This is a genomic window from Mesorhizobium sp. B2-1-3A (genome assembly GCF_006442655.1).
Taxonomy (GTDB): Bacteria; Pseudomonadota; Alphaproteobacteria; order Rhizobiales; family Rhizobiaceae; genus Mesorhizobium.
Genome location: NZ_VFWK01000003.1, coordinates 531,250 through 557,500, shown reverse-complemented (window position 1 = coordinate 557,500; position 26,251 = coordinate 531,250). Strand labels below are relative to the sequence as shown.

Here is a 26,251-nt window from a genome sequence, read left to right as displayed (position 1 = left end):
TTGGTGGATGCCTTGGCATGCACAGGCGATGAAGGACGTGATACGCTGCGATAAGCTACGGGGAGGTGCGAATACCCTTTGATCCGTAGATTTCCGAATGGGGAAACCCACCTAAGGTACTTGGAAAATCAGAGCAGCAGGGTGACTTGCTGCTGTGGTTTCCAAGTATCGATAATAGGTAACTTACCCTGAATACATAGGGGTAAAGTGGCGAACGCGGGGAACTGAAACATCTAAGTACCCGTAGGAAAGGACATCAACCGAGACTCCGGAAGTAGTGGCGAGCGAACCCGGACCAGGCCAGTGGCGATTGAGAGACAAGCGGAACCTTCTGGAAAGTAGGGCCATAGTGGGTGACAGCCCCGTACGCGTAATGCAATCAATCGTCCTCGAGTAAGGCGGGACACGTGAAATCCTGTCTGAAATTGGGGGGACCACCCTCCAAGCCTAAGTACTCGTGCATGACCGATAGCGAACTAGTACCGTGAGGGAAAGGTGAAAAGCACCCCGACAAGGGGAGTGAAAGAGTACCTGAAACCGATTGCCTACAAACAGTGGGAGCCCGCAAGGGTGACCACGTACCTTTTGTATAATGGGTCAGCGACTTAGTGTGACGAGCAAGCTTAAACCGCTAGGTGTAGGCGCAGCGAAAGCGAGTCTGAATAGGGCGTTCAGTTCGTCGCATTAGACCCGAAACCGAGTGATCTAGCCATGAGCAGGTTGAAGGTAAGGTAACACTTACTGGAGGACCGAACCCATAACTGTTGCAATAGTTCGGGATGACTTGTGGCTAGGGGTGAAAGGCCAATCAAACTCGGAAATAGCTGGTTCTCCGCGAAATCTATTTAGGTAGAGCGTCGACCGAATACCCCAGGGGGTAGAGCACTGGATGGGCTAGGGGTCCTCACCGGATTACCAAACCTAACCAAACTCCGAATACCTGGGAGTACTAGTCGGCAGACACACGGCGGGTGCTAACGTCCGTCGTGAAAAGGGAAACAACCCTGACCTACAGCTAAGGTCCCCAAGTTATGGCTAAGTGGGAAAGGATGTGAGGATCCCAAAACAACCAGGATGTTGGCTTAGAAGCAGCCATCATTTAAAGAAAGCGTAACAGCTCACTGGTCTAAATAAGGGTCTTTGCGCCGAAAATGTAACGGGGCTAAAGCCATACACCGAAGCTTAGGGTTCGTAGCAATACGAGCGGTAGCGGAGCGTTCTGTAAGCTGATGAAGCCATACCCGTGAGGGGTGGTGGAGGTATCAGAAGTGCGAATGCTGACATGAGTAACGTAAGGGGAGTGAGAGACTCCCCCGCCGAAAGACCAAGGGTTCCTGCTTAAAGCTAATCTGAGCAGGGTTAGCCGGCCCCTAAGACGAGGCGGAAACGCGTAGTCGATGGGAACCACGTTAATATTCGTGGGCTTGGAGGTAGTGACGGATCATTGAGGTAGTCCAATCTTATCGGATTGAACGGGCTGCTGCGTGGTTCCAGGAAATAGCTCCTCCTTATAAACCGTACCCGAAACCGACACTGGTGGTCTGGTAGAGTATACCAAGGCGCTTGAGAGAACTATGCTGAAGGAACTCGGCAAATTGCACGCGTAACTTCGGAAGAAGCGTGACCCTTTTCTACGCAAGTAGAGGAGGGTGGCACAGACCAGGGGGTAGCGACTGTTTATCAAAAACACAGGGCTCTGCGAAGTCGCAAGACGACGTATAGGGTCTGACGCCTGCCCGGTGCTGGAAGGTTAAGAGGAGGGGTGCAAGCTCTGAATCGAAGCCCCAGTAAACGGCGGCCGTAACTATAACGGTCCTAAGGTAGCGAAATTCCTTGTCGGGTAAGTTCCGACCTGCACGAATGGCGTAACGACTTCCCCGCTGTCTCCAGCATAGACTCAGTGAAATTGAATTCCCCGTGAAGATGCGGGGTTCCTGCGGTTAGACGGAAAGACCCCGTGCACCTTTACTATAGCTTTACATTGGCATTCGTAGTGGCATGTGTAGGATAGGTGGTAGGCTTTGAAACCTGGGCGCCAGCTCAGGTGGAGCCACCCTTGAAATACCACCCTTATTACTATGGATGTCTAACCGCGGCCCGTTATCCGGGTCCGGGACAATGTATGGTGGGTAGTTTGACTGGGGCGGTCGCCTCCTAAAGAGTAACGGAGGCGCGCGATGGTGGGCTCAGAACGGTCGGAAATCGTTCGCTGAGTGCAATGGCATAAGCCTGCCTGACTGCGAGACTGACAAGTCGAGCAGAGACGAAAGTCGGTCATAGTGATCCGGTGGTCCCGCGTGGAAGGGCCATCGCTCAACGGATAAAAGGTACGCCGGGGATAACAGGCTGATGACCCCCAAGAGTCCATATCGACGGGGTTGTTTGGCACCTCGATGTCGACTCATCGCATCCTGGGGCTGGAGCAGGTCCCAAGGGTATGGCTGTTCGCCATTTAAAGCGGTACGTGAGTTGGGTTCAGAACGTCGTGAGACAGTTCGGTCCCTATCTGCCGTGGGTGTAGGAATATTGAAAGGATCTGTCCCTAGTACGAGAGGACCGGGATGGACGGATCTCTGGTGGACCTGTTGTGGCGCCAGCCGCATAGCAGGGTAGCTATATCCGGACGGGATAACCGCTGAAGGCATCTAAGCGGGAAACCCACCTTAAAACGAGTATTCCCTGAGAACCGTGGAAGACGACCACGTTGATAGGCCGGGTGTGGAAGAGCGGCAACGCTTGAAGCTTACCGGTACTAATAGTTCGATCGGCTTGATCGTTCTCATTCCTTATGCTCATCGCTCCAATGGAGGATGACAGGCACATAAAGACCAGCGAACAGCCCCGAGAGGCACCCGACAGCTTCGCTGCCGACGCCTCTTCGTGCTCTTTGCTCAAAAGCTTCTCGAATAACGTGCGTTTTGCCGACCTGGTGGTTATGGCGGAGCGGCTGCACCCGATCCCATTCCGAACTCGGCCGTGAAACGCTCCAGCGCTGATGGTACTTCGTCTCAAGACGCGGGAGAGTAGGTCGCTGCCAGGTCTGCTAAACGCACGTTTTATGTGTCACATCGTACTTTCCAAAAATCGAAGCCGATTTTTGGGACGACGTGATGAAATCTTCTCTCTACGAACAAGGCCCGCCAACGGGAAACACGGGCCGCGTAAGCGGCCCTTTCATTTGGTGAGCCATCTACCTATTTGTAGGCCATCCTATTCGTAGGTGTGCGCTTACGTCCAAAGCAAGCAAACGCTTGCTCGGATCAGCAAGCAAACGCTTGCTTAGTTCGGCAAGAAAACGCTTGCCTAGGTCAGCAAGCAAGCGCTTGCCTAGGGTTGACGCGGGGTGGAGCAGCCCGGTAGCTCGTCAGGCTCATAACCTGAAGGTCACAGGTTCAAATCCTGTCCCCGCAACCAAATACAAAAGAGCCCGCCATCGTGCGGGCTCTTTTGTATTTTGCCGTGGTGGCCGGCCGATTTTAGGGGCCCGCAAGGAGGCAAAGCCGACGCCGCGGGACAGAAAACTCAAATCCTGCCCCAAAACCAACATCACAAACGGCCCGCCCGGCATCCCGCCGGCGGGCCGTTTTGCTATCCGGATGAACCACAACACCCGAAATCAGCCCGCCTGGCTCACAGCCCGCGGGCCGTCCCCATCGTGGAAGGCGGCCGCCGCCATCAATCCGCTCCCAGCATCCGGGGGCTCAGCCTCCGCTGACGCGGCCCGGCAAAGCCCAGACCCCTCCCAAGCCAGTCCCAAACGCCCGATCCAACTGCGAAGGCCGAATCAGAGCCACCATCCAAAACCAGGCCCAGACGAATAATGCCGGTCAGGTTCCCTCCCTCCGCCTTCACTGCGCCTATGACCAGAAAATCGACCCACCATAAAAATCCCAAACCAAGCATCCCCGACGGCGTCGGCATCGGCACGCTTCTCGCCTCGGGCAAGGGCGGAAAGCCGGCCTCAGCCGAGCCCGGCCGATGCCAGTCGCATCAAGGCCTCACGGACACCGACGCGGCGATAGGTTTCGGTGACGAGGCCGTCCCGTCTCAACTCTTGGCGGCGGCGTTCGACAAAGGCGCGTTCCTCGGCGGTCAAATCGTGCTCGCGCTTGCGAAGCCAGTCCTGGTAGGACGAGTCGAGTTCCTTGACCGGCTTGGCCGCCGTTGAAACAGAAGCCGGCCGGCTGTCGGTGTAGCGCGGTCGCAAGGCACTGTTGGGATTGTATTCGGTTCGCTTGTCGTTGCCTGAAATGACGAGGTCGGGATCCGGGACCCGGCCCGACGGACTGTAGACGAATGCCGAGGCAATGCGGTCCAGCGCGGCATCGACCTCCTTCGGCCGATGCACGACCTCGCGCGGTGCGCGGTCGGGGATGGCCAGCCTTGTGATGCCGCGATCATTGATGGCGTCGAGCACCTCGCGATGATCACGCGAGGTGATCACCTCACGCCTGGCCGGCCAGAAATCATATGGTGCATGCGCGCCATAACCCTTGCCGATGTGGAAGGCATAGATCTCCGGATAGACCGTGAGTTCGGTGCGGCGGCTTGGCTTGATATCGTAGAAGGAGGTGATGGCGATCTGCAGCAGATGGGTGGCACCGATGCCGCCAAGCGCATCGTCGATCACCAGGCCGAACCGGTCATGCGGGTTCCAGTCCGGCAAGGCCTGCGAGATCGACGCGGGTTTGCCGTCGATCTCGACGTCGAACATATCAGCCTTCAGCAATGTCACGACATGCATTGCGATCTCCGTCGTTTTGCGGCGATTCGTCAGGACGTCATCTGATCAGCAGCGCTTGCACTTGTCAGCCGGCATCCGGCTTGAACCGTTCGAACCGAGGCAAATCAGCCGGGCCCCGCGAGACTTCTTTCCCATCCGCTTCGGCATGGTTAATAGTGTCGATTTCGCGGAGGATCGATCATGGAACAAAGCCGGCTATCGAAGAAGGAGCGGCATGAGCTCATTCTGTCGGAAGTGCGGCGCTCGGCCTCCATCCGTATCTCCAGGCTCGCAACGCGCCTTGGTGTCGCCGGCGAAACCATTCGGCGCGATCTTATCGAGCTTGGCGACGCGGGATTGCTCAACCGGACCTATGGCGGCGCGACGATCTCGCTGGTGACATCCGAGCCTGTGATCGCCGAGCGCAGCCAGACCATGATCGAGGAGCGCGCCCGGATCGGGCGTGGCGTAGCCGGGCTGGTTGAGAAAGGCCAGATCGTGATGATCGACGGCGGCTCGACGACTTACGAGGCGGCGCGCAATCTCTCGCAGCTGAGGCGCGACCTGACCATCATCACCAACTCCATCGGTGTCGCCTCGGTGGCCGGCGCCAATCCAACCTTCCGGGTTATCCTGTGCCCCGGCACCTATGACAGCCGCGAAGCCAGCGTGCTCGGCGAGGACACTGTGGAATTCGTCAGGCGCTACAATGCCGATGTTGCGATCATCGGCGCCTCAAGCCTGTCCGTGGATGGGCCCAGCGACATGATCTCGGGGGCGGCCGCCGTGAAACGAGCAATGATTGCACGAGCGCTGTCGACAGCGCTTGTGGTGACCCATGACAAGTTCGGCCGCAACAGCCTCGAACGCGTCTGCGCAATCGGCGAGCTTTCCGACATCGTCACCGATCGTGAGCCGCAGCCGGCGCTGCGCGCCGTCATCGAAGCGGCTGGCACGGAACTCCACGTCCTGGGCGGCTGAACGGGACCGCCCGGCTATCTATGCGTCGCCAGCCATTTTGGCTCGCAGCCAGGCCGTGATCGCATCGAAGTCGATCGGTTTCGTGGTGTCGACGTCGAAAAGCGGCCCGCGCCGCAACGGCTCGGCGCGCTTGGCGAGCTCGATCAGTTCGGGAATATAGGCGGCACCGGGATGGCCGGCGGGGCGCTGGTCGAGTCGGGCGCCGTATCGCTCGGCAAGCACTTCGCCTGGCGCGTGGCACCATACTTCAACGGTCTGCCCGACACCGGCTTTTCGCAGATGATCCTCCAGAACCTCGCGTGGCTGGAAGCCGAACCAGGCGTCGACGATTACGGTGGTCCCGGCGGGAGCTTCGCCGACGACGGACCAGATCGCCTGGTAGCTGGCGCGGCCGAGCGTGCGGTTGAACAGGCGGTCGCCGCCGCCGAGCACTTCGAGAAACGGGTTCTTGATCGTGTCGAGCGCCAGCAAGGGCCAGCCCATGCGATCGGCGATGCCGCGCGAGACGGTGCTCTTGCCGCTGGCGGGGATTCCGTTGACGAGCACCGCGCGCTTGATCTGGCCGGACAGGGCCGAGGGGGCAACCGAAACGGCATGCGGCTCCCCCGCCAGGGCCTGCAGGCCGGCTCCGATCACACCGGCGTCATCACCGAGCTGCGCGGGTTCGACCTGGCATTGATACCAGGGCGCCAGCGCCGGTGCGCGGCCGAGCGCTAGGTGCGCCGCCCGGCCGAGGCCACCGCCAAGCAGCACCAGGTCGGGATCGAGCACCGCAACGGCGGTGTCGATGGCGGCGCGCAGCGGCCTCGCCCAGGCATCCAGTACGCCGCGCGCGGTGGTGTCGCCCGCCGTATCTCGGGCAAAGAGCTGATCGACCGAAATGCCGGGGCCGAGCCCGGCGCGTGCAATGTGACGGCCGAGCGCCGTGCCCGAACTGGTGGTCTCGACGCAGCCGCGGCGGCCGCAGGCGCAGACCTCGCCATCGACGTCGACAGTGATGTGGCCAAGCTGCCCTGCCGTTGCCGAGCCACGCGTGATCCGCCGATCCTGGGCGACAGCGCCGCCAATGCCGGTGCCGATAGTGAACATGACAATGTTGCCGTGACCACGCCCGGCGCCGAGCGCCATCTCGGCGGCCAGCGCCATGTTGCAGTCATTGTCGATGACGACAGGCTTGCCCGTCATGTCTTCCAGGCGCCGCGCCAGTGCAACCGAGGCGAGGTTGACATAGCCGCCTGACAGGACCGCGCCGCGCCGCGCATCGACGCGGCCAGGAACACCGACGCCGATGGCCTTCACATCAGGCGTGTCGAGAAGGCGCACCATGTCGGCGATGCGGCCGAGCACCAGCTCGGGGTCGGGCGCGCTCTTTTCGGAAACGCGCTTGAGGATCTCACCGGTCTCGGCGATGCGGGCGGCACGCAGATTGGTGCCGCCGATGTCGATTCCTATGCTGAGAGGCATGGCGTCCTGCATTTGTTTTCACGCAATTCCGGACGCAAACCGCTTCACACTTTTGCTGGAATAGCTCTAGTCCAAATTCGACTATCAGGCAGCGGCCTTTTGCCGGTAGTGCCCGATCACGGCCTGGATCTCACGCAATCGCGGCACCGCGATGGTCTTAAGCCTTTCGCGCTGGATGTCACGGTCGAGCGAGATGCAGTCCTTCCAAAGCGAGCGGCCGGCGATGACGCCCGAGGCGCCGTTCTGCATGGCGATCTCGACCTGGCCGAGGAAGGTGGCGTGGTTGACGCCGGCCGAAAGCACGGCCCAAGGCACCTCACCGGCCATTTTGGTGATGTTGGCGCAAGCTTGCGGCGTTCCGGGGTAGGGAAGCTTCAGCACCTTGGCGCCGCAGTCGAGCGAAATCCTGGTGCCTTCCTCGACCAGCCACGGCGTCTTGGCCGCATAGTCCTCGGGGCTTTCGCCGTCGAGCTGATAGGTCAGGAACTCGACGACCAGCAGCAGGTCTTCCTGCCCGAAATCGGCGATGCACTGGCGCAGGATGGCGATGTTGTGCTCGTTGGCTTCAGGCTTGTCGGCCCGCAGATACACCATGATCTTGCCGCCAGTGCCGCCGAGTGCGCGGACACGGCGCGCGTCGATGTCTGGAACCAGGCGCGACAGACGGTAACCCACGGGCGAGACGTCGAAACCGGAAGCGTCGAGGCCGATGAGCAGCGCCGTATCGCGGTTCAGCACACCCTCGTCGACAATGCGCGGCACCGCGCAGAGCGGGTCGAGCAGCACGCAGGATGCGGCACTGGCGAGGTAGCGCGTGATATCCTCCTTGGTGTCGCCAAGCATGTCGTTGGTGATCCTGGCCTGTTCGGCCGGGTCGGAAGCCAGCAAGGTCCGCATGCCGCCGCGCTGGTCGCAGGCTATGGCCACCATGGCCCCGTCCTTGCCGCATATCTGCTGATAGCCGCGCAGTTCCGCGGTGGTCATCTTCGTCATGGTCTCAATCCGATGTTGGCGCTCTCTCACGAAGGGCGCGGATCCGTGAAAACAAGAATGTTCGGTTCTGCCCGCCTTGCCGGCAGGCAGGGAGATTTTGCCGAGGTGCTGCGCCATCCGCCCTCGCGAACGACGCCTCGCCGGCCTTGTGACCAGGGATCGGCGGCAAGTTGCGAGTTGGCTGGATTTGCGCGATAACTCCCGTCGGCGTATGTGTGTGTAACACGTTGCTGAAAGGAATTGCAAGCTGTCTGTTTCTCCCATCCAGGATGCCACCCCATCGCGGACGATGCTGCACACGGTGGCTAAGCTGCATTACGTGGAGGAGATGTCGCAGGTCGACATCGCCCGGCAGCTCGGTGTCTCCACCGCGACGATTTCGCGTCTGCTGCAGCGGGCGCGGGCCGAGGGCATTGTCCGCATCGAGGTTCTCGACCTTGCGACACCGGAGGACATCACAAGGCAGCTGGTCGACGGCTTGAAATTGCGGGATGCCGCGGTGGTGGAGACGCCGGCGGCGGGTACGCTGGCGGCGCTCGCGGCGCCGCTTGGCGGTCTGCTCAGGCAGGCGCAACTGGTGGCGGGCTCCGTCGTCGCCATCGGCTGGGGACGCGCGGTGCGCGAGGTCATCCGGGCCGGCCTGCCGCGCATGCCGGGCGTGCTGACCGTGGCCGCCACCGGCGGCATGCAGCAGCAGGCGGCGCATTTTCAGGTCAACGAATTCGTGCGACTCGCCGCCGAGGAGTTCGGCGGCACACCGCATTTCATCCATGCGCCTTATCTGCCGTCTACCGAATTGCGAGAGGTCTTCCTGCGCGACACCGCCATTCGCGATGCCGTCGCTTTGTGGGAGAGGACCGATGTCGCGATCGTTGGCATCGGCTTGCCGCACGCCATCAATGCCCCGGAGGCAAGTGCCGCCACGCCCAGTGAGCAGGCGCTCGTTCATGCGGCCGGCGACGTGCTTCGCCATTATTTTGATGCCGAGGGCACGCTGATCGCCTGGGAAGGGGAGAGCCGGATGATCGCAATGTCGCCGGCGCAGCTGCGAGCCGTGCCGCTGGTCATCGGCGTTGCCGCATCGCCGGAGAAGGCGACGGCGATCATTGCCGCCGTTCGCGCCGGACTCATCAACACGCTGGTGACGGATACCAAGACCGCGCAGGCCATTCTGGCCACCCTCTCGCAGACATAGACCGGCGGCAATAGCGCGTTGACGCTGCCCTTCTGGAGGTGGCTCCAGGGCGCTGCCGCGAAATAGGTTGTGTCGCCGAAGGCGCGGAGCAATAGTTGGCCGGGGCTCCACGGAGCGGTCAGATGTTGGACTGTGTGAATATCCCGGCGCTGCAAGCTCGGAAAAACCGGGTTGCAATTTATTTCTGCAAAGTGTTACAAGTTCGAACGCCCGCTGGCAAAGCGTGGCGCGGGGCACAGTTTGTCGGACCTCTCGGAGGCAGAGGACGGGGCTGTGGCCCAGTGCGCCGGTCGGCTGACCGGCCGACATGTTGACTGGAGGGCGCTTGGGAGGAGCTGCCCGCGAAAGGCAAACAGGCTTTCACGGCCGTTGGTATCCGTCTCTGCACGGATGACGGTCATTCCAATGTCACTCGCAACGGCAGATCTGCCAATAATGAGGAGGATGTCATGAAGAAGATCGTTGCCGCGCTCGCGGCGCTCGCCGTCAGCGCGACGGTGTTGATCGCGCCCGCGCAGGCGCAGGACAAGAAATACACCATCGCGCTCATTCCGGGCCTCACCACCGACGGCTTCTACATCACCATGCGCAAGGGTGCCCAGGCAGCGGCTGACGCGCTTGGCGTGAACCTGGTTTTCCAGGGAGCTTCGGACTTCAACCCGGTCACACAGGTGCCGGTGCTTGACGCGGTCATCGCCAAGAAGCCGGACGCGATCCTGATCGCGCCGACCGACAAGGTCCAGTTGGTCGAGCCGTTGCGCAAGGCCAATGATGCCGGCATTCCGGTCATCACCGTCGACACCTTCATCGGCAGCGGTGTCTACCAGACCGGTGCCGGCGATGCCGATTTCCCGCTGTCCTACATCGCCTCGGACAATGTTCTCGGCGGCGAGATCGCGGCGCGCGCGCTGGCAACCGCCATTGGCGACAAGGGCAAGGTCTATGTCTCGAACGTCAAGCCTGGCGTCTCGACCACCGACCAGCGCGAGGAGGGCTTCAAGAAGGAGATGGCAAATCATCCCGGCATCACCGTGCTGGAGACCCAGTTCAATGACGACGACGCCAACAAGGCGGCTTCGCAGCTGCAGGCGGTGTTCGCGCGCAATCCCGACCTGGTCGGCGTGTTCGGCGCCAATCTGTTCTCGGCGCTGGGTGCCGCCAATGGCGTCAAGCAGGCCGGCCAGACGGGCACCGTCAAGGTGGTTGCCTTCGATGCTCCGACCAGCATCGTCGACAACATCAACACTGGCCTGGTCGACGTGGCGATTGCCCAGCATCCCGCCGAGATCGGTTATTATGGCGTTGTCTCGGCCTACGCCCACCTGACCGGCCACTCGATCCCGGTCACGATCGGCACCGGCTTCACGATCATGAACAAGTCCAACATCGCGGACCCGAACATCTCGAAGTATCTCTACTCCGAGTAAGTCCAGACGTGCTTGGCTCCTCCCGCTCAACGGGAGGAGCCTGTGCCGGTCCTCGCCAAAGGCGGGACCTGTTTGAAGGCAGCCGCACCGCGGAGTATCCATGACCTCGACATCACCAGCCCAACCGGCCGAGAAGCATGTCGCCCCTCAGGCCGACCACGGCGATCCGGCCAGAAGCCTGATCGGACGTATCGCCGAAGCGCGTGCCTGGCTGTTCCTCGCCGGCCTGATCGTCTGTTTCGAGATCTGGTCGAGGCTCGCCTTCGGTGTGACCTTCGTCCTCAATCCGTTCAACCTGCAGTCCATCGCGATATTCGCCGTGGCGCCGCTGCTGCTGGCGACCGGGCAAACCTTTGTCATCATTTCGGGCGGTATCGACCTGTCGCTCGGCTTCATCATGGGGCTTGCCGCCGTCGTCGCCGCGCACGCCACCAACATGGCGGGTGCTGCCATCCCCTTGCCGCTGGCCATGCTGGCGGGCATCCTCGCCGCGGTCATCGTTGCCGGCGTGCCCGGCGTCATCAACGGCCTGCTCATCTCGCGCCTCAGAGTGCCGCCCTTCATCGGCACGCTCGGTATGTTCGGCGTCGCGCGCGGCGCTGCTTTCCTGCTTGCCGGCGGCACGACCGTGCCGGTGCAGAATTCCTGGTTCGCGCTGCTCGGCAACGGCAAGGTCCTTGGCGTGCCCTATCTGGTGCTGATCACCGCTATCTTCGTCGTCGTGATGCACTATCTGCTCAGCCAGACCCGGTTCGGGCAGCACAATTATGCCATCGGCGCCAATGTGCAGGCGGCGCGTCGCTCCGGTATCGATATCAGGGGCCACATACTGCGGCTCTATGTGCTGTCGGCAATGTGTGCCGGCCTTGGCGGCGCGCTCTATGCCGCGCGCTTCACGGCGGGTGCGGCGCAAGCCGGCGAGCCCTTGCTGCTCGACAGCGTCGCGGCGGTGGTGATCGGCGGCGCCAGCCTGTTCGGCGGTTCCGGCACCATCTTCGGCACGGTCGCCGGCGCGCTGGTAATCGCGGTCATCCAGTACGGGCTGGTCTTCGTCAATGTCGAGCCGTTCTGGCAGTTCATCGCCGTCGGCGTCGTCATCATCATTTCCGTCCTTATCGACCAGGCGCAACGCCGGTTCAGTGGAGCCCGTCAGGATGAATAGCAGCAACCAGACCACGCCCCTGCTGGAGGTTCGAAACCTGTCCAAGCACTTCGGCGCCGTGCGCGCGCTCAACGACTTCTCCATGGCCGTGCGGCCGGGCGAAGTGGTGGCGCTGGCCGGTGACAACGGTGCCGGCAAGACGACGCTGATCAAGGCGATATCGGGGGTGTTCCAGCCGACGGGCGGCGAAATCCTGCTCAGGGGCCAGCCGGTGACGTTCGCGACGCCGCAGGAGGCGCGCGAAAAGGGCATCGAGACGATCTACCAGGATCTCGCGCTCGCTGACAATCTGTCGATCGGCGCCAACATATTCCTCGGCCGCGAACCGATGCGCAAGGCGTTCGGCTTCCTGCCGGTGCTAGACCGCAAGGCCATGGCCGAGGCGGCCAAGGCGACGATGGGCCGGCTGGACTTCCATGTCAGCCGGCTCGAGGCCCCGGTCAGCAACTTCTCCGGTGGGCAGCGCCAAGCCGTCGCCATCGGCCGCGCCGTCTACTGGGATGCACAGATCCTGATCATGGACGAGCCAACCGCCGCGCTTGGCGTGCCGGAGCAGCGCAAGGTCATTTCGCTGATCCACCAGCTCAAGGCGCAAGGGCGCGGCGTGATCTTCATCTCGCATAATCTGCAAGACATCTTTGCGGTCTCGGACCGCATCGTCGTGCTGCGGCGCGGCGTCCAGGCCGGCGAGCGCAAGATCTCCGAGACCAATCATGACGAGGTCGTCAAGCTGATGGTCGGCGGCTAAGGTGGATTGATATTCGGTCGGCCTGTAAACGCTCGGCCTGACCTGAATCCCAACACAACTTAGACACTGAATTGCTTAGGCGGCATCGCGGTTGGTCAATGCGATGTGGCAGCAGCCGGAGCCGTGGCCGGGCGTCCAGGTGACGTTGTCGAAGCGCACGCCGGTCGCCTCGAACAGGCCACGGTCGAAGGCGCCGGCGATACGGCAGAGCGTGGCGAGCTTTTCATCGCCGACGCCGGCCTCGACCCAGGCATCCTTCAGCGGGCAGCGTTTGACCTTGAAGGCGATGCGGTCATCGCCGCGCTCGACATCGGTCGGATACATCAGGCCGCCATCCGGGCTGACGGCCAGGAAGGCCTCGCCGATGGCGCGCGCGTCGTTGGCGCCGAAGCTGGCGAAGGCAGCCGCGGCCACTTCCTTGCCACGCTGTTCGATTGCGCGGACCATGATTGCCTCCGCCTTCTCGGTGCCCAACTCCCCGGTCAGTTCGTCGAGAAAGAGGCGGTAGAGATCGGCGCGGTTGCGGAAGGCGGAATCGAGTTCGCGCGACAGTTTCTCGGCTCTGGCTTCTGGGTCGGTCATGATGCGTCCTGTGTGGTTCTTTTGAGCCTTGGCGCAGCTGCCACCAACGCCTTGCCAATGGCCGATTGCGGTGCGTCGATGACGGCACGGGCGTCGCCGCTCTCGGCAATCCGCCCGGCATCGAGCAGGATGACGCGGTGGGCGACGGCGCGGACGACGCCGAGATCATGGGAAATGAAGAGATAGGCGATCCGTTCCTGCCTTTGCAGGTCGAGCAACAGATCGAGGATCTGTCCGCGCACCGAGACGTCGAGCGCCGAAACCGCTTCGTCAAGCACGATCAAAGACGGTTTCGTGGCGATGGCCCGGGCGATGGCGACGCGCTGCCGCTGGCCCCCGGAAATTTCATGTACGGCGCGCGGCGCCAGATCGGCCGTCAGCCCGACGCGCTCGAGCAAGGCAGCGATGCGGCGCGGGCGTTCAGTGCGAGAGGCGATACCATGGATGCGCAAGGGATCGTCGAGCACGCGCGCCACCGTGGCGCGCGGATTGAAGGCGGCAAGCGGATCCTGGAACACCATTTGCAAGCGAGCGCGGCGTGCTCTGAGCGCAGCGCCACTCAAGGCCAGGAAATCATCGCCTTCGAATTCGATGCGACCGGCGTCCGGTTCGATCAGGCGCAGCACCAGCCGCGCGATCGTCGACTTGCCGCTGCCGGAGGGGCCGGCCAGCGCCAATGTTTCGCCGGGCTCGATATGAAAAGAGACATCGTCGGCCGCAGTGACGGTCTTGCCGCCGCGACGGTAGCGTTTGGTGAGGTTGGAAACTGTGAGCAGGCTCATGCGTTGAGACCGCTTCGGTTCAGCAGCGGTTCGGCGTCGAGGCCGATATGGGCGTCGAGCAGCGCGCGGGTGTAGGGCTGGGCCGGCGCGCCGACAATCCGCGCCGCCGTGCCAAGCTCGACCAGCTGGCCTTGGCGGAAGACGGCCATGCGCTCGGCGAGATCTGCCGCCAGCGCGATGTCGTGGCTGATGAACAGCAGCGTCATGCCATCCTCGGCCACCAGCCTCCGGATCAAGCCGACGATCTCGGCCTGCACGATGGTGTCGAGCGCGCTGGTCGCTTCGTCGGCGATCAGCAGTTTCGGTCCGGCAGCGATCGCGGCGGCAATCGCCACGCGCTGCTTCTGGCCGCCGGAGAGCTGATGCGGAAAGGCATGCAGGGCGGAGTCCGGGTCGGGCAGGTGGACGCGTTGGAGCAAGGTTTTTGCCTTCGCGTATGCCTGAGACCAGGTAAGGCCGAGATGAGTGCGGGCGACTTCGGCGATTTGTTTGCCGATGGTCATGACGGGGTCGAGGCTGGTGGAAGCGTCCTGAAAGACGAAGCCGATGTCGCGGCCGAGGAGGGGAACTCCACCGCGAAGATGACGAAGTTGGCGCTCTACGGTGCCCAGGATTGGTTGTGTTCGCCAGAACCAATCGATCCGTCCTTCAACCCTGGCGCTCGCCGGCAAAAGCCCCGCAATCGCCAACGCCAGCGTGCTTTTCCCTGAACCGCTTTCGCCGATAATCGCCAGACGCTCGCCAGCCACAATATCGAAGCCAACGCCTTTCAGCGCTGCCACTTCGCGACCGTCGCGGCGGTAGGTCACCGTCAGGTCGCGGATCGAAGCCAGCACCGTCACGACAGGCCTCTCCTGACCGCCGTCGTTTCGACGATGCCTTCGCCGGCGAGATAGACGCCGAGCACAGTGAGCACCAGCGCGATGCCCGGGACGATCGACAGGAAGGGCGCGGTGCGCAGAACCGCGCGGCCTTCGGCGATCATGCCACCCCAGGTGACGCGGTTGGGATCGCCGAGGCCGAGAAACGACAGGGCCGCCTCGGTGAGGATGGCGGCGGCGACGATCACAGACGACATCGCCAGCACCGACGGCAAGGCGTTGGGCAGCACCTCGCGAAAGGCGATCGCCAGCGGATGCATGCCGATAGCACGGGCGCTGGCGACATAATCGCGTTCGCGAATGGAGAGGACTTCGGCGCGGGCAATTCGAGCCGGTCCGGTCCAGGTGCCGAGCGCTATTGCCACAACGACAATGCCGAGCGATGGCCCGACGACGCTGACGAAGGCCAGCGCGAGCAGGAAGCTGGGTACTGTCTGGAAGGCATCGGTGATGCGCATCAGCACCTCGTCGGCGAGGCCGCCGGCAAAGCCGGCCAGCGTACCTATCACCGCGCCGATGGCGAGTGCCGCCGCCGCCGCTGCTAGGCCGACAGCCAGGGAGGTGCGGGCGCCATGGAAAAGCTCCGCTAGCAAGTCGCGGCCGAGCCGGTCGGTGCCGAGTGGCAGCGACCAATCCTGGAAAGGCGGCAGCAGCGCCGGGCCGGCGATGGCTTGCGGGTCACCTGGAAACAGCAGCGGCGCGATGAGCGCCATCGCAATCAGCGCGGCCAGGAGGATGGCGCCGGCGGCGGCCTCGGGCGTGCGCAGAAAGCGGCGCAGCGGGCTCATGCGCCGGCCTCGCCGGCACCGACGCGCGGGTCGAGAAAGGCATAGGCGATGTCGACGAGAAGGTTGATGATGATGACCAGGACGGCGCTGGTAAGGATGATGCCGAGCAGCAGGGGCGTGTCGCGCGAAGCCACCGCTTCCTGCGCCAGCCGGCCGAGGCCGGGCACGGAGAAGACGCTCTCGATAACGACGCTGCCACCGAGCATCTGCGCCGATTGCAGACCAAGCATGGTGACCAGTGGCAGCAGCGCGTTGCGGGCGACGTGGGCGAGCACGAGGCGGCGACGCGAAAGCCCCCTGGCGCGGGCGGCCAGCACGAAATCCTGGCGCCAAGCCTCGGCCATGCCGGCGCGCATCATGCGCAGATAGAGCGCCAGATAGATGAAGCCGAGTGCGGCCACCGGCAGGACGAGATGGACGGCGATGTCGGCGGCGCGGTCGAGGCCGGTCTTGTCCGAGGCGAGGGTCTCGATGCCGCCGATCGGCAGCCAGCGCAGGTCGACGGCAAAGACCACGATCAGCACCAGGCCGAGCCAGAAACCCGGCACGGCATAGAGCGCCAGCGAGCCGATCGACAGGAAGCGGTCGCGGAAACTGCCGGGGCGGGCGCCGGCATAGATGCCGAGTGCCGAGCCGAGGCCGAAGGACAGCGCGGTGGCGCTGACCATCAGCAACAGCGTGTTGGGCAGGCGCTCGAGGACGACGTCGCGGATCGGCCTGGAGAAGGTCACCGACTGGCCAAGATCCAGATGCAGCAGCGCCCAGAGGTAGTTGGCCAGCCGCGTCAGTTCCGACTGGTCGAGGCCCCAGCGATGACGCAGCAATTCGATCATGCCGGCGTCGCCGCCGGTCGAGACGATGTAGGCGTCGACCGCGTCGCCGGGTGCGGCCTCGAGCAAGAGGAAGGTGCCGATGACGACGATCAGCAGCACGAAGATGCTGCCGAGGAGGCGGCGGCGGATGAGGGTGAGGGCGCGGTTCATGGGAAAGCCGCACTCGGATTAAGCCATAAGGGTCGAGTTCTACGGCGCCCCCCTCTGTCCTGCCGGACATCTCCCCCACAAGGGGGGAGATCAGCTGTTGTCTCTGTCTTCGCTAATTTCCAACGCTGCAGGATTGAGCGAGGCGCAAAAACTGCCAATCTCCCCCCTTGTGGGGGAGATGTCCGGTAGGACAGAGGGGGGCGCGACGGAACTCTCACCGTGGAAGCTGAGCACCCGACTACACGATGCGCAAGCCTTGAGAGTACACTAGCCCGCCAGATACGTGTCCGCCCAGTTCGATACAGCCCAGCGCGGATTGTTGGCGATGTTGCCCACCGTGTCGCGGGCGACGCTGATGAAACTCCATTCGGCGACGTTGATCAGCGGCAGGTCGGCCGCCACCTCCTTCTGGAACTCCTTGTAGAGGTCGGTGCGGGCCGTGGTGTCGAGCGTTTCCGAGGCCTTGGTGATCAGCGCGTCGAGCGCATCGTTCTTGTAGCCACCCTGGTTGGAGAACGGCACGCCGTCGGGAATGCCGCTCTGCACCAGGATGGTGGTCGAGATCGCCGGGTCGCCGCGGAATACGGGCGGGCCGACGGCGAGGTCGAAGGCGTGGTCGGTGTAGACCGCCTTGATGTGCGCGGCGGAGTCGTTATTGACCAGCTGCGCGTCGATACCGATGGCTGCCAGCGCCTGGCGCAGATAGTCGCCGAACTGCTTGGTCTCGTTGAAATAGGGCGCCGGCAAAAGTTTCAGCGTGAAGCGCTTGCCGTCCGGGCCTTTCTTGTAGCCAGCTTCGTCGAGCAGCGCGTTGGCCTTGGCAACGTCGAAGGCATAGATCGGCACATCGGCGGTGTAGAATTGCGGATCGTTCTTGGGCACCGGGCCGGTAGCTGTCGCGGCATAGCCGAGGAACACCGTCTTGACGACGAAATCCTTGTCGATGGCATGCGCGATGGCCTGGCGCACTTTCAGATCGGCCAGTTCCTTGCGGCGATGGTTGATCTCGACGACGAGCTGATAGGTCAGCCCCTCATAGCCCTTGGAGATCACCTTCAGGCCCGGCACCTTGGAGATGCGGTCGAGGTCGGCCAGCGGCACGGCGGAAAAGGCAGCGAGCTGGATCTCTTCGGCTTCGAGCGCGCTCGCCGCCGACGTCCGGTCGGGCAGAACCTGGTAGATGATCTCGTCGAGATAGGGCTCGTCCTTGCCCCAGTAATCGGTGTTCTTGATCAGCCGGTAATACTGGCCGGCCTTGTACTCGCCGAATTTGAATGGGCCGGTGCCGATGGGGGCGGTGTTGGCCGGGTTGTCCTCGATCTTGCCGACCTCATAGATGTGTTTCGGCACGACGCTCGACAGCGCCGGCAGTGCGTTGCGGATCAGCTGGAACGGCGTCGGCTTGGCGAATTTGAAGACGGCGGTGAAATCGTCCGGAGTGTCGACGGCCGCGAGGTCCTTGAACACTGTGCGGCCGAGATTCTGCAGCGGCTTCCAGATCTGCAGCGCCGAGAAGGCGACGTCGGCAGAGGTGAACGGCTTGCCGTCATGCCATTTGACGGCTTCGCGCAGTTTGAACGTCACTGAGAGCCCATCGGCGGAACCTACCCAGCTCAGCGCCAGGCGTGGCGCGAGCCCGTCCTTGCCATCGAAGGAGGCTTCGGCCAGCGTTTCGACGATCTTGCTGGAGATGAAGAAGACACCGTTCGAGGCGACGATCGCCGGGTTGAGGTTGCGCGGTTCGGAGTCCGCGGCCAATACCAGCCGTCCACCCTTCTTCGGCGTCTGCGCCCAGCCCAATGTCGGCATGGCCGTGGAAGCCAGAAGCATCGCCGAGCCGGCAAGCATCGTGCGTCTGGAAATCGTGGAACCTGGCATGATCGAACTCCGTCCTCTCCGCGACCCGACCGGGCGCGACAACACCCCTCGGATGCCGGCATCGGCATCCTTGCGGCGGCGATTATGAGCCTTGCCGAGGGTTTCGCCAGAGACGGAATTGGCGCATCCTTGCTTGGCTTTGAAATTTTCGTCCGCTGGACCAGTTTGAGAGAACGGGGTCAAGTCAACCGATCTGGTAGGACCAGATTTGGCGCATATGCGACAGATGACGAGTTGGTGACCGTTCAGAAGCGCCGGTCGCGTATTTCTGGCTAGACCAGAGTGGGCAAAATGGTGCAGATTTGCTCCACGGCCAAGGGATATGGGCGAAACAGCATCGATCCCAGGCAAATTCAGGGAGAGAGACATGAACATTGCGCCGGGCAAGAATGCCGTCAGCAATATCCCTTTTGACCAGGCGAGGGTCGACCGGCTGATGGAGGAGGCCGGCATCGATGTGCTGCTCGCAACTTCCAAGCACAACACGCAGTACCTGCTGGGCGGCTACAAGTTCATCTTCTTCGCTGCCATGGATGCGATCGGCCACAGCCGTTACCTGCCCATCGTCGTCTACGAAAAGGGCGGCCCGGATCACGCCGCCTATATCGGCAACCGCATGGAGGGCGGCGAGCACCAGAACAACCCGTTCTGGACGCCGACGCTGCATGCCGCCTGTTGGGGCACGCTGGATGCCGCGAACCTGGCTGTCGAGCATGTCAGGAAGATCGGCAAGGATGGGGCGCGCATCGGCATCGAGCCGGGCTTCCTGCCGTCGGACGCCTATGCGCTGATCCGCAAGGCGCTGCCCGACGCCAAGCTGATCGATGCGACAACGATGCTGGAGAGCATGCGCGCCATCAAGACCGATGCGGAACTGGAGAAACTGCGCACCGCCTCCGAGCTGATCACCGATTCCATGCTGGCGACCATCGGCTGGGCGCGCGAAGGCACGACCAAGGCCGAGATGATCGAACATCTGCGGCGCGAGGAAACCAATCGCGGCGCGCATTTCGAATATTGCCTGCTGACCCTGGGCTCCAGCCACAACCGCGCGGCATCGCCGCAGGCGTGGAAAAAGGGTGAGGTGCTGTCGATCGATTCCGGTGGCAATTATCACGGCTATATCGGCGACCTCTGCCGCATGGGCACTCTGGGCGAGCCGGATGCCGAGCTGGAGGATCTCCTGGCCGAGGTCGAGACAGTGCAGCAGGCCGCCTTCTCGAAGGTGAGGGCGGGCACGCTGGGCGGCGACATGATTTCGCATGCCGAGGGCGTGCTGAAGTCATCGAAGGTCGCGGCCTACACGGATTTCTTCGCGCACGGGATGGGCCTGATCACGCATGAGGCGCCGTTCCTGATGACCAACCACCCGGTGGCCTATGAAGGCACCTACGCGGCCAAACCGCTGGAGAAAAACATGGTGCTGTCGGTCGAGACGACCATGCTTCACCCGACGCGCGGCTTCATCAAGCTGGAGGATACGCTTGCGGTGACCGAGGCGGGTTATGTGATGTTTGGCGATCGCGGGCGCGGGTGGAACAGGGGTGGGATTTCATAGAACCCAAGATTGGCGCTGCCCCTCATCCGCCTGCCGGCATCTTCTCCCCGTATAGTGACGGGGAGAAGATGGCAGCCGCGCCCTCGGCACCTATTCTGCGGCGTTGAAAATTGGCGAAAGCGCCTATGACTGCGTCTTTCTCCCCGTCACTATACGGGGAGAAATGTCCGGCAGGACAATGAGGGGCGGCGCTGCCCTATAATAAGTCCATCACTGCCCCGCCGGCACCAGCCTGAAATCCGGCAGCTCCCGCAACACCAGCTCCGGCCCGGCCGGCGAGTAAACGACGAAGAGTTGCATCGGTTCGTCGCCGGTATTCAGCGTCGAGTGGAAACGGCTCTCGGGCACGTAGACGGTGCAGCCGGGGCCGACCTTCGCGACCACCGGATTGCCCTTCTCGTCCTCGACCATTTGTTCGCCGTGGCCGGAGATGACGAAGATGATTTCCTCGGCGCCCGGATGGTTGTGGCGGGTGTGGCCCTTGCCGGAAGGCAGGTCGACGACGCCGCCGGAAAAGCGGGTCGCACCATTCACTTCCGGTGCCACCGTCAGCGCCAGCCTGCCCCAGTCGAAGCCGAAGGCGCTGACGTCCTTCGGATAGACAAACACCTTGCTCTTGTCGGTCATCTCTCTCTCATCCCTTCTTTTTCTTCGTCGTCGCTTTGTCGCCGCCCAGTGTGACAGCCTTGAAATCGGCCGTCTGTCTGGCGATCGCGGCTTCCGCCGGCAGCCGTTCCATCGAACTCGCGCCGTAGAAGCCATGCAGGCCCTTGGCGCGAGACAGAATGTAGCGGGCGTCATCCGGCATCGAGATCGGGCCGCCATGGCAAAGCAGGATGACATCCTTGCGTACCGAGCGCGCCGCCTCGGCGATGGCGTCGATCGCGACCACGCAGTCGTCGAGCGACTTGGCCGAGGTGGCGCCGATCGAGCCGCCCGTCGTCACGCCCATATGGGCAACGACGATGTCGGCGCCGGCCTTGGTCATGGCGCGGGCCTCGTCGGGATTGAAGACATAGGGCGTGGTCAACAGGTCGAGCTTGTGCGCCTCGGCGATCATGTCGACCTCGAGCCCGAAGCCCATGCCGGTTTCCTCGAAACTCTGCCGCATGGTGCCGTCGAACAGGCCGATGGTCGGGAAATTCTGCACGCCGGAAAAGCCCATCGTCTTCAGTTCGGCCAGCAGCAGCGGCATGATGACGAAGGGGTCGGTGCCGTTGACGCCGGCCAGCACCGGTGTCTTCTTGACCACCGGCAGCACCTCATAGGCCATCTCCTTGACGATCTCGTTGGCATTGCCATAGGCGAGCAGGCCGGCGGCGGAGCCACGGCCGGCCATGCGATAGCGGCCGGAATTGTAGATGATGATGAGGTCGATGCCGCCGGCCTCCTCGGCCTTGGCCGACAGGCCGGTGCCGGCGCCGCCGCCGACGATCGGCACGCCCTTGTCGATCATTCCACGGAATTTCTTCAGTATGTCCTTGCGCGGTATGGCGGGCATTTCTTGGAACCTCAGTGTCTGGCTATTTCGAGAAAAGCCGCGACCGCGGCCCTGGCGAATTCGGGATCGTTGATGTGCAATGGCAAGCGCGTGACGCGACGGTTGGCACTTGGGTTGATCGAGCGCTCGATGGCTTCGAACAGGGCGGCGTCGGCTTCCGGATCGAAAAAGGCGCCACCTTCGATGTCGAGTGCCGAGACGCCTTTCTCCGGGATCAGGAAATGTAGCGGCCCCTCGCAGAGGGCGAGCCTGGTGCCGATCCACTCGCCGATCGCGCGGCATTCGTCCGCGCTTGTGCGCATCAGCGTGACGTTGGGATTGTGCTCGTAGAACAGCCGGCCGCGATAGCGTTCCGGTATGGTCGACGGCGCCCAGAAGTTGACCATGTCGAGCGCGCCGACCGAACCGACGTAGGGTAGCTTGCCGCGGGCAATCGCGCCGAAGCGATCCTCCGTTGCCGGCAGCACTCCGCCGAACAGGAGGTCGCAGACCTCGGTCGTGGTGATGTCGATGACACCGGACAGCAGGCCGCTGTCGGCCAGCTTTTCCATGCTGCGGCCGCCAGTGCCGGTGGCGTGGAAGACCATGCAGTCATATCCGGAGCGGAGCTGGTCGGCGATCGCCGTCACGCAAGGCGTGGTGACGCCGAACATGGTGAGCCCGATCGACGGCTTGCCGTCGGGCGCCGGGGCCGGGCTTGCCGCCATGCCCGCTATCGCCTGGGCGGCGTTGTGCAGCACGACGCGGGAAAGCCGATTCAGTCCCGCCATGTCGGTCACCGATGGCATCATGATGATGTCGGAGACGTCGACATAAGGCGCCGTGTCACCGGAAGCCAGCGTCGAGACCATGATTTTCGGCAGGCCGAGCGGCAGCGCGCGCATGCCCGACGTGATGATCGAGGTGCCACCGCCGCCGCCTATGCCGATCAGGGCGGCGATGTCGTTTCGCGATTGGACGAAGCGGGTGAAGGCGACACCCATGGCGGCAACCGCGGCGCCACGGTCATCGCCGCCGAGCACGGCCGCACTGCCGTCAGGATGATGACCGGCCACCTCCTTCGCGCTGATGTCGACGGGAACGGTTGAAGCGCGTGTTCCGACATCAATGCGAGAGACGGCAGCGCCCGTGGCGGCGATAGCTTCGGCCAGGAAGGCAAGTTCCTCGCCCTTGGTGTCGGCGGTGCCCACGACGTAGATGCGCTTCATGGGCGGTTCCCAGGTCATTGCAAATTTTTGAGACGCGCGTATCATATTGATATGGATATCTCACGTCAACGAGCCACTGCAGGCGACGACATGGAGCGGGGAACCGGCCTGGCCGCCGAGCGTGGACCCCGGGCGCGCACGAAACGGCTGATGCTTGAGACGGCGACACGGCTGATGCAGGCGGGTGTCACGCCGTCGGTGAGCGAGGTGGCGGAAGCGGCGGAGGTTTCCCGCGCCACCGCCTATCGCTATTTCCCCAGTCAGGCGGCACTGGTGCAGGCCGTCGTCGACGAGGGGCTGGGACCAATCCTGACCTGGCAATCGACCTCTGCCAACGCCGAGCGCCGGGTCGCGGATCTGTTCGATACGGCGATGCCACGCATCGAGGCTTTTGAGGCGACGTTCAAGGCGGCGCTGAAACTGTCGCTCGATCAATGGGCGCGACGCCAGGCCGGTACGCTGGGCGGCGAGCCGGCTTTCACGCGCGGTCATCGCGTCGATCTGCTGCAGCAGGCGATCGCCCCGCTCAAGGGCCATTTGCGGCCGCGCGACTTCAAGCGCCTGGCGCAGGCGCTGTCGCTGATCTTCGGTGTCGAGGTGCTGATCGTGCTCAAGGATATCTGGGGCCTGGACAGCCGCAAGACGCGGTCCGTCGCGCAATGGGCGGCAGGCGCCCTGGTGCGCGCGGCGGTGGCGGAATCGATTGGTGAAGGAGGTGGCGACGGTTCAAGCGTGGTCGTGAAGTAGGACCCATCTGGTTCGACCAGATTTGCATGCCGACTATCAATATTATCCCTGACGCAGGGATCTGTGCAACGCCCCTGCGTATCACTGAGTAGGAAAATCATTGGAAAACAGGCAGATAAAGCCTGAATTCCGTCGGAATGGCCAAGCCCGTCTTCCAAGAAAGGGCTTGACGACGATGCAAAATTGGTAATACCAGATTAGAAAAGAAAAGTGGATCAAAAGTGAGGGCTGCGATCCATTTTCCGGCAGGGCGAGGAGGCCCGAAACCGGAAAGGTGCGATCACGGGAGGAACTACCGGAGCCGGCCCCGTTGCCGGCTCGCATGACAGGGTAGAATGCGCACAAGGGAGGAAATCATTATGCGCAAGTTAGTGACCAGCGTGCTTGCTGGTATCGGCTTAACGCTTGCCTGCGGAACGTCAGTCTACGCGCAGGAAAAGTCGCTCACCATCTTCTGGGCGGAATGGGATCCGGCCAATTACCTGCAGGAACTCGGCAACGAATACGAGAAGGAAACCGGCGTCAAGATCACGGTGGAGACCACGCCCTGGGCCGACTTCCAGACGAAGGCCTTCACCGAGTTCAACGCCCATGGCGACGCCTATGACCTGGTCGTCGGCGACTCTCAATGGCTGGGCGCCGGCTCTACCGGTGGCCACTATGTCGACCTGACGGACTTCTTCAAGAAGCACGATCTCGGCAATGTCATGGCACCGGCGACGGTGAAATATTACGCCGAATACCCCGGCAACAGCGGCAAGTACTGGGCCATTCCGCTCGAAGGCGACGCTGTCGGCTGGTCCTACCGCAAGGACTGGTTCGAGGATCCCAAGGAGAAGGAAGCGTTCAAGGCCAAATATGGCTACGACCTCGATGTGCCGAAGGATTTCAAGGCGCTGCGCGACATAGCCGAGTTCTTCTATCGGCCCGATCAGAAGCGCTACGGCATCGCGATCTATACCGACAATTCCTATGATGCGATGGCAATGGGCTTCGAGAACGCGCTGTTCTCCTACGGCGGCGAGCTGGGTGACTATGCGACCTACAAGGTCGATGGCCACATCAATTCCGACAAGGCCGTAGCCGCGCTCGACGCCTACAAGGAACTCTACAAGTTCACGCCTCCCGGCTGGGCCAAATCGTTCTTCGTCGAGGACAACCAGGCGATCACCGAGAACCTGGCGGCGATGAGCATGAACTTCTTCGCCTTCTTCCCCTCGCTGATAAACGAGGCGTCGAACCCGAACGCCAAGAACACCGGCTTCTTCGCCAACCCGCCGGGACCGAATGGCGACCAGTTCGCCGCACTCGGTGGTCAGGGCATCTCCGTCATCTCGTACTCGAAGAAGCAGGACGAGGCGATGAAGTTCCTTGAATGGTTCATCAAGGACGAGACCCAGAAGAAGTGGGCGGCCCTTGGCGGCTATACCTGCAGCGCGGCGGTGCTCAAATCGCCGGAATTCCAGAGCGCGACGCCTTACAACAAGGCCTTCTACGAGACCATGTTCAAGGTGAAGGACTTCTGGGCGGTGCCGGAATACGCCGAACTGCTGCAGCAGCTCAACCAGCGCATCTATCCCTACATGATCGGCGGCGACGGCACCGCCAAGGAAACGCTGGACGCGCTGGCCGCCGACTGGAACGCGACGTTCAAGAAGTACGGCCGCGTTCAGTAACAATCATGCCTCACGGAGGGGGCGTTGGTGCCTCCTCCGTTTCTTTTTCTGCAAATGGGAGAGGGGTCTTGGCGACCACGATGATCACAACGCTGGACAGGTCCTCGCGGGCGGCCACGCGCGGCCTGAGCGACATTTCGATCCGCAACCTCTTCATTGTTCCGACGGTCCTGTTCCTGATCGTCTTCAACATCTTTCCGCTGATCTATTCGCTTGGCTATTCCTTCACCGACTTCCGCGCCTCGACCAACGCGCCGGCGAATTTCGTGGGGCTGCAGAACTATCGCGACCTGCTCAACGACCCCTATGTCTGGTCCAACTTCGCCATCACCGCGAAATACGTCATCATCTCGGTCGCCGGCCAGCTGCTTGTCGGCTTCGGCGTGGCGATGCTGCTTAACCGCGATATCCCGCTCAAGGGCCTTATCACCACGCTGCTGCTGCTGCCGATGATGCTGTCGATGGCTGTCGTCGGCTTGTTCTGGAAGCTTCTCTACGACCCGTCATGGGGCGTCATCAATTATGCGCTGGGGCTCGGCAATTTCGAGTGGCTGGCCGATCCCAAGATGGCGCTCTACGCCGTCGCGCTGACCGACATCTGGATGTGGTCGCCCTTCGTCATGCTGTTGTCGCTGGCGGGTCTCTCCGCGGTGCCGAAACATCTCTACGAGGCCGCCGCGATCGACCGCGCCGGGCCGTTCTATACGTTCTTCCGCATCACACTGCCGCTGGTGGCGCCGATCCTGATGATCGCGGTCATCTTCCGGACCATGGAAGCGTTCAAGACTTTCGACCTCGCCTACATCCTGACCAGCCAGCCGACGGCCGAACTGATCTCGATCCGGCTCTACAAGATGGCGTTCCAGGAATGGCAGACCGGGCGCTCCTGCGCGATGGCCTACATCGTGCTGATCATGGTGCTGGCCATCACCAACATCTACGTCAAATACCTCAACAAGGTGAAGGAGCGCTGA

21 protein-coding genes, 1 tRNA gene and 2 rRNA genes (1 of these 24 cut by a window edge) are annotated in these 26,251 nt (G+C 62.6%); 12 read left to right on the top strand and 12 right to left on the bottom strand.

The annotated features are described in order from the left end of the window. From FJ977_RS14000 to FJ977_RS13990, 3 genes are all read left to right on the top strand, one after another. Nucleotides 1–2,777 (top strand): 23S ribosomal RNA (locus tag FJ977_RS14000) (it extends 21 nt beyond the left edge of the window). 148 nt (nt 2,778–2,925) lie between these two features. Beyond that, a 5S ribosomal RNA gene (gene rrf, locus FJ977_RS13995) occupies nt 2,926–3,040 on the top strand. 297 nt (nt 3,041–3,337) lie between these two features. Beyond that, nucleotides 3,338–3,414 (top strand) — tRNA-Met (locus FJ977_RS13990). Between the two features lie 547 nt (nt 3,415–3,961). Here the strand turns inward: FJ977_RS13990 and FJ977_RS13985 are convergent. Then, nucleotides 3,962–4,744 (bottom strand): hypothetical protein, encoded by a 783-nt coding sequence (locus FJ977_RS13985; RefSeq protein WP_140772222.1) that lies wholly within the window; start codon nt 4,742–4,744, stop codon nt 3,962–3,964. 180 nt (nt 4,745–4,924) lie between these two features. Here FJ977_RS13985 and FJ977_RS13980 point away from each other — a divergent pair, with 180 nt between their 5' ends. Further along, the gene (locus FJ977_RS13980) at nt 4,925–5,704 is read left to right on the top strand and encodes a DeoR/GlpR family DNA-binding transcription regulator (protein ID WP_140772220.1); all 780 of its coding nucleotides are present in this window, start codon (nt 4,925–4,927) and stop codon (nt 5,702–5,704) included. Nucleotides 5,705–5,722: 18 nt separating this feature from the next. On the opposite strand, the gene FJ977_RS13975 is transcribed toward FJ977_RS13980, so the two are convergent. Both FJ977_RS13975 and FJ977_RS13970 read right to left on the bottom strand, forming a co-directional pair. After that, entirely contained in the window at nt 5,723–7,168 is a 1,446-nt protein-coding gene (locus FJ977_RS13975) for an ROK family protein (RefSeq protein ID WP_246683081.1), read from the bottom strand. Between the two features lie 84 nt (nt 7,169–7,252). Beyond that, nucleotides 7,253–8,161, bottom strand: coding sequence for a tagatose-bisphosphate aldolase (locus FJ977_RS13970; protein WP_140772216.1), 909 nt, complete (start codon nt 8,159–8,161; stop codon nt 7,253–7,255). A gap of 289 nt (nt 8,162–8,450) precedes the next feature. Between FJ977_RS13970 and FJ977_RS13965 the strand changes: the two genes are divergently transcribed. The 4 genes from FJ977_RS13965 (at nt 8,451) to FJ977_RS13950 (ending at nt 12,693) form a co-directional block, all read left to right on the top strand. Further along, nucleotides 8,451–9,356 (top strand): sugar-binding domain-containing protein, encoded by a 906-nt coding sequence (locus tag FJ977_RS13965; protein WP_140772214.1) that lies wholly within the window; start codon nt 8,451–8,453, stop codon nt 9,354–9,356. Between the two features lie 449 nt (nt 9,357–9,805). Further along, nucleotides 9,806–10,783 carry an ABC transporter substrate-binding protein gene (locus FJ977_RS13960; RefSeq protein ID WP_140772212.1) on the top strand — a complete coding sequence of 326 codons (978 nt, stop codon included), beginning with the start codon at nt 9,806–9,808 and terminating at the stop codon, nt 10,781–10,783. A 100-nt stretch (nt 10,784–10,883) separates the two neighbouring features. Beyond that, nucleotides 10,884–11,945, top strand: coding sequence for a ribose ABC transporter (locus FJ977_RS13955; RefSeq protein WP_140772210.1), 1,062 nt, complete (start codon nt 10,884–10,886; stop codon nt 11,943–11,945). Continuing rightward, on the top strand, nt 11,938–12,693 hold the full coding sequence (locus FJ977_RS13950) for an ATP-binding cassette domain-containing protein (protein ID WP_027043364.1): 756 nt from the start codon (nt 11,938–11,940) through the stop codon (nt 12,691–12,693). Before FJ977_RS13955 ends, FJ977_RS13950 begins: the two co-directional genes overlap by 8 nt. A gap of 75 nt (nt 12,694–12,768) precedes the next feature. Here the strand turns inward: FJ977_RS13950 and FJ977_RS13945 are convergent, their stop codons facing one another. The 6 genes from FJ977_RS13945 to FJ977_RS13915 all read right to left on the bottom strand — a co-directional run bounded on the left by FJ977_RS13945 (nt 12,769) and on the right by FJ977_RS13915 (nt 18,587). Further along, nucleotides 12,769–13,275: an L-2-amino-thiazoline-4-carboxylic acid hydrolase gene (locus FJ977_RS13945; protein WP_140772208.1), complete on the bottom strand. Its 507-nt coding sequence runs from the start codon at nt 13,273–13,275 to the stop codon at nt 12,769–12,771. Continuing rightward, a complete protein-coding gene (locus FJ977_RS13940) occupies nt 13,272–14,057 on the bottom strand; it encodes an ATP-binding cassette domain-containing protein (protein WP_140772206.1) in 786 nt (261 codons plus the stop codon). The genes FJ977_RS13945 and FJ977_RS13940 overlap by 4 nt, the downstream gene beginning before the upstream one ends. Next, nucleotides 14,054–14,899 carry an ABC transporter ATP-binding protein gene (locus tag FJ977_RS13935; protein WP_140772204.1) on the bottom strand — a complete coding sequence of 282 codons (846 nt, stop codon included), beginning with the start codon at nt 14,897–14,899 and terminating at the stop codon, nt 14,054–14,056. The genes FJ977_RS13940 and FJ977_RS13935 overlap by 4 nt, the downstream gene beginning before the upstream one ends. Then, nucleotides 14,896–15,726, bottom strand: a complete 831-nt coding sequence (locus FJ977_RS13930) for an ABC transporter permease (protein ID WP_140772202.1) — start codon at nt 15,724–15,726, stop codon at nt 14,896–14,898. The genes FJ977_RS13935 and FJ977_RS13930 overlap by 4 nt, the downstream gene beginning before the upstream one ends. Beyond that, nucleotides 15,723–16,709, bottom strand: coding sequence for an ABC transporter permease (locus tag FJ977_RS13925; RefSeq protein WP_140772200.1), 987 nt, complete (start codon nt 16,707–16,709; stop codon nt 15,723–15,725). Before FJ977_RS13925 ends, FJ977_RS13930 begins: the two co-directional genes overlap by 4 nt. Before the next feature lie 267 nt (nt 16,710–16,976). After that, a complete protein-coding gene (locus FJ977_RS13915) occupies nt 16,977–18,587 on the bottom strand; it encodes an ABC transporter substrate-binding protein (protein WP_140772198.1) in 1,611 nt (536 codons plus the stop codon). A gap of 367 nt (nt 18,588–18,954) precedes the next feature. Between FJ977_RS13915 and FJ977_RS13910 the strand changes: the two genes are divergently transcribed. Then, nucleotides 18,955–20,145 carry a Xaa-Pro peptidase family protein gene (locus FJ977_RS13910; protein WP_140772196.1) on the top strand — a complete coding sequence of 397 codons (1,191 nt, stop codon included), beginning with the start codon at nt 18,955–18,957 and terminating at the stop codon, nt 20,143–20,145. Nucleotides 20,146–20,355: 210 nt separating this feature from the next. On the opposite strand, the gene FJ977_RS13900 is transcribed toward FJ977_RS13910, so the two are convergent. Genes FJ977_RS13900 through FJ977_RS13890 form a run of 3 tightly spaced genes read right to left on the bottom strand, consistent with a single transcriptional unit; the run spans nt 20,356 to nt 22,854 of the window. Further along, on the bottom strand, nt 20,356–20,772 hold the full coding sequence (locus FJ977_RS13900; RefSeq protein ID WP_140772194.1) for a cupin domain-containing protein: 417 nt from the start codon (nt 20,770–20,772) through the stop codon (nt 20,356–20,358). A gap of 7 nt (nt 20,773–20,779) precedes the next feature. Further along, nucleotides 20,780–21,646, bottom strand: coding sequence for a phosphoenolpyruvate hydrolase family protein (locus FJ977_RS13895; RefSeq protein WP_140772192.1), 867 nt, complete (start codon nt 21,644–21,646; stop codon nt 20,780–20,782). A gap of 11 nt (nt 21,647–21,657) precedes the next feature. Continuing rightward, entirely contained in the window at nt 21,658–22,854 is a 1,197-nt protein-coding gene (locus FJ977_RS13890) for a Tm-1-like ATP-binding domain-containing protein (RefSeq protein ID WP_140772190.1), read from the bottom strand. Nucleotides 22,855–22,944: 90 nt separating this feature from the next. Here FJ977_RS13890 and FJ977_RS13885 point away from each other — a divergent pair, with 90 nt between their 5' ends. From FJ977_RS13885 to FJ977_RS13875, 3 genes are all read left to right on the top strand, one after another. Beyond that, on the top strand, nt 22,945–23,601 hold the full coding sequence (locus tag FJ977_RS13885) for a TetR/AcrR family transcriptional regulator (RefSeq protein WP_246683079.1): 657 nt from the start codon (nt 22,945–22,947) through the stop codon (nt 23,599–23,601). A 359-nt stretch (nt 23,602–23,960) separates the two neighbouring features. Then, nucleotides 23,961–25,277 carry an ABC transporter substrate-binding protein gene (locus FJ977_RS13880; protein WP_140772186.1) on the top strand — a complete coding sequence of 439 codons (1,317 nt, stop codon included), beginning with the start codon at nt 23,961–23,963 and terminating at the stop codon, nt 25,275–25,277. A 68-nt stretch (nt 25,278–25,345) separates the two neighbouring features. Continuing rightward, nucleotides 25,346–26,251, top strand: coding sequence for a sugar ABC transporter permease (locus FJ977_RS13875; RefSeq protein WP_056568286.1), 906 nt, complete (start codon nt 25,346–25,348; stop codon nt 26,249–26,251).

Excerpts from the sequence above, each read along its gene's own strand:
- FJ977_RS13930 (WP_140772202.1), bottom strand. The coding sequence starts at position 15,726 with ATGAGCCCGCTGCGCCGCTTTCTGCGCACGCCCGAGGCCGCCGCCGGC.
- FJ977_RS13945 (WP_140772208.1), bottom strand. The coding sequence starts at position 13,275 with ATGACCGACCCAGAAGCCAGAGCCGAGAAACTGTCGCGCGAACTCGAT.
- FJ977_RS13960 (WP_140772212.1), top strand. The coding sequence starts at position 9,806 with ATGAAGAAGATCGTTGCCGCGCTCGCGGCGCTCGCCGTCAGCGCGACG.
- FJ977_RS13915 (WP_140772198.1), bottom strand. The coding sequence starts at position 18,587 with ATGCCAGGTTCCACGATTTCCAGACGCACGATGCTTGCCGGCTCGGCG.
- FJ977_RS13985 (WP_140772222.1), bottom strand. The coding sequence starts at position 4,744 with ATGCATGTCGTGACATTGCTGAAGGCTGATATGTTCGACGTCGAGATC.
- FJ977_RS13895 (WP_140772192.1), bottom strand. The coding sequence starts at position 21,646 with ATGCCCGCCATACCGCGCAAGGACATACTGAAGAAATTCCGTGGAATG.
- FJ977_RS13925 (WP_140772200.1), bottom strand. The coding sequence starts at position 16,709 with ATGAACCGCGCCCTCACCCTCATCCGCCGCCGCCTCCTCGGCAGCATC.
- FJ977_RS13880 (WP_140772186.1), top strand. The coding sequence starts at position 23,961 with ATGCGCAAGTTAGTGACCAGCGTGCTTGCTGGTATCGGCTTAACGCTT.
- FJ977_RS13950 (WP_027043364.1), top strand. The coding sequence starts at position 11,938 with ATGAATAGCAGCAACCAGACCACGCCCCTGCTGGAGGTTCGAAACCTG.
- FJ977_RS13970 (WP_140772216.1), bottom strand. The coding sequence starts at position 8,161 with ATGACGAAGATGACCACCGCGGAACTGCGCGGCTATCAGCAGATATGC.
- FJ977_RS13940 (WP_140772206.1), bottom strand. The coding sequence starts at position 14,057 with ATGAGCCTGCTCACAGTTTCCAACCTCACCAAACGCTACCGTCGCGGC.
- FJ977_RS13955 (WP_140772210.1), top strand. The coding sequence starts at position 10,884 with ATGACCTCGACATCACCAGCCCAACCGGCCGAGAAGCATGTCGCCCCT.
- FJ977_RS13980 (WP_140772220.1), top strand. The coding sequence starts at position 4,925 with ATGGAACAAAGCCGGCTATCGAAGAAGGAGCGGCATGAGCTCATTCTG.
- FJ977_RS13910 (WP_140772196.1), top strand. The coding sequence starts at position 18,955 with ATGAACATTGCGCCGGGCAAGAATGCCGTCAGCAATATCCCTTTTGAC.
- FJ977_RS13900 (WP_140772194.1), bottom strand. The coding sequence starts at position 20,772 with ATGACCGACAAGAGCAAGGTGTTTGTCTATCCGAAGGACGTCAGCGCC.
- FJ977_RS13885 (WP_246683079.1), top strand. The coding sequence starts at position 22,945 with ATGGAGCGGGGAACCGGCCTGGCCGCCGAGCGTGGACCCCGGGCGCGC.
- FJ977_RS13890 (WP_140772190.1), bottom strand. The coding sequence starts at position 22,854 with ATGAAGCGCATCTACGTCGTGGGCACCGCCGACACCAAGGGCGAGGAA.
- FJ977_RS13965 (WP_140772214.1), top strand. The coding sequence starts at position 8,451 with ATGCTGCACACGGTGGCTAAGCTGCATTACGTGGAGGAGATGTCGCAG.
- FJ977_RS13975 (WP_246683081.1), bottom strand. The coding sequence starts at position 7,168 with ATGCCTCTCAGCATAGGAATCGACATCGGCGGCACCAATCTGCGTGCC.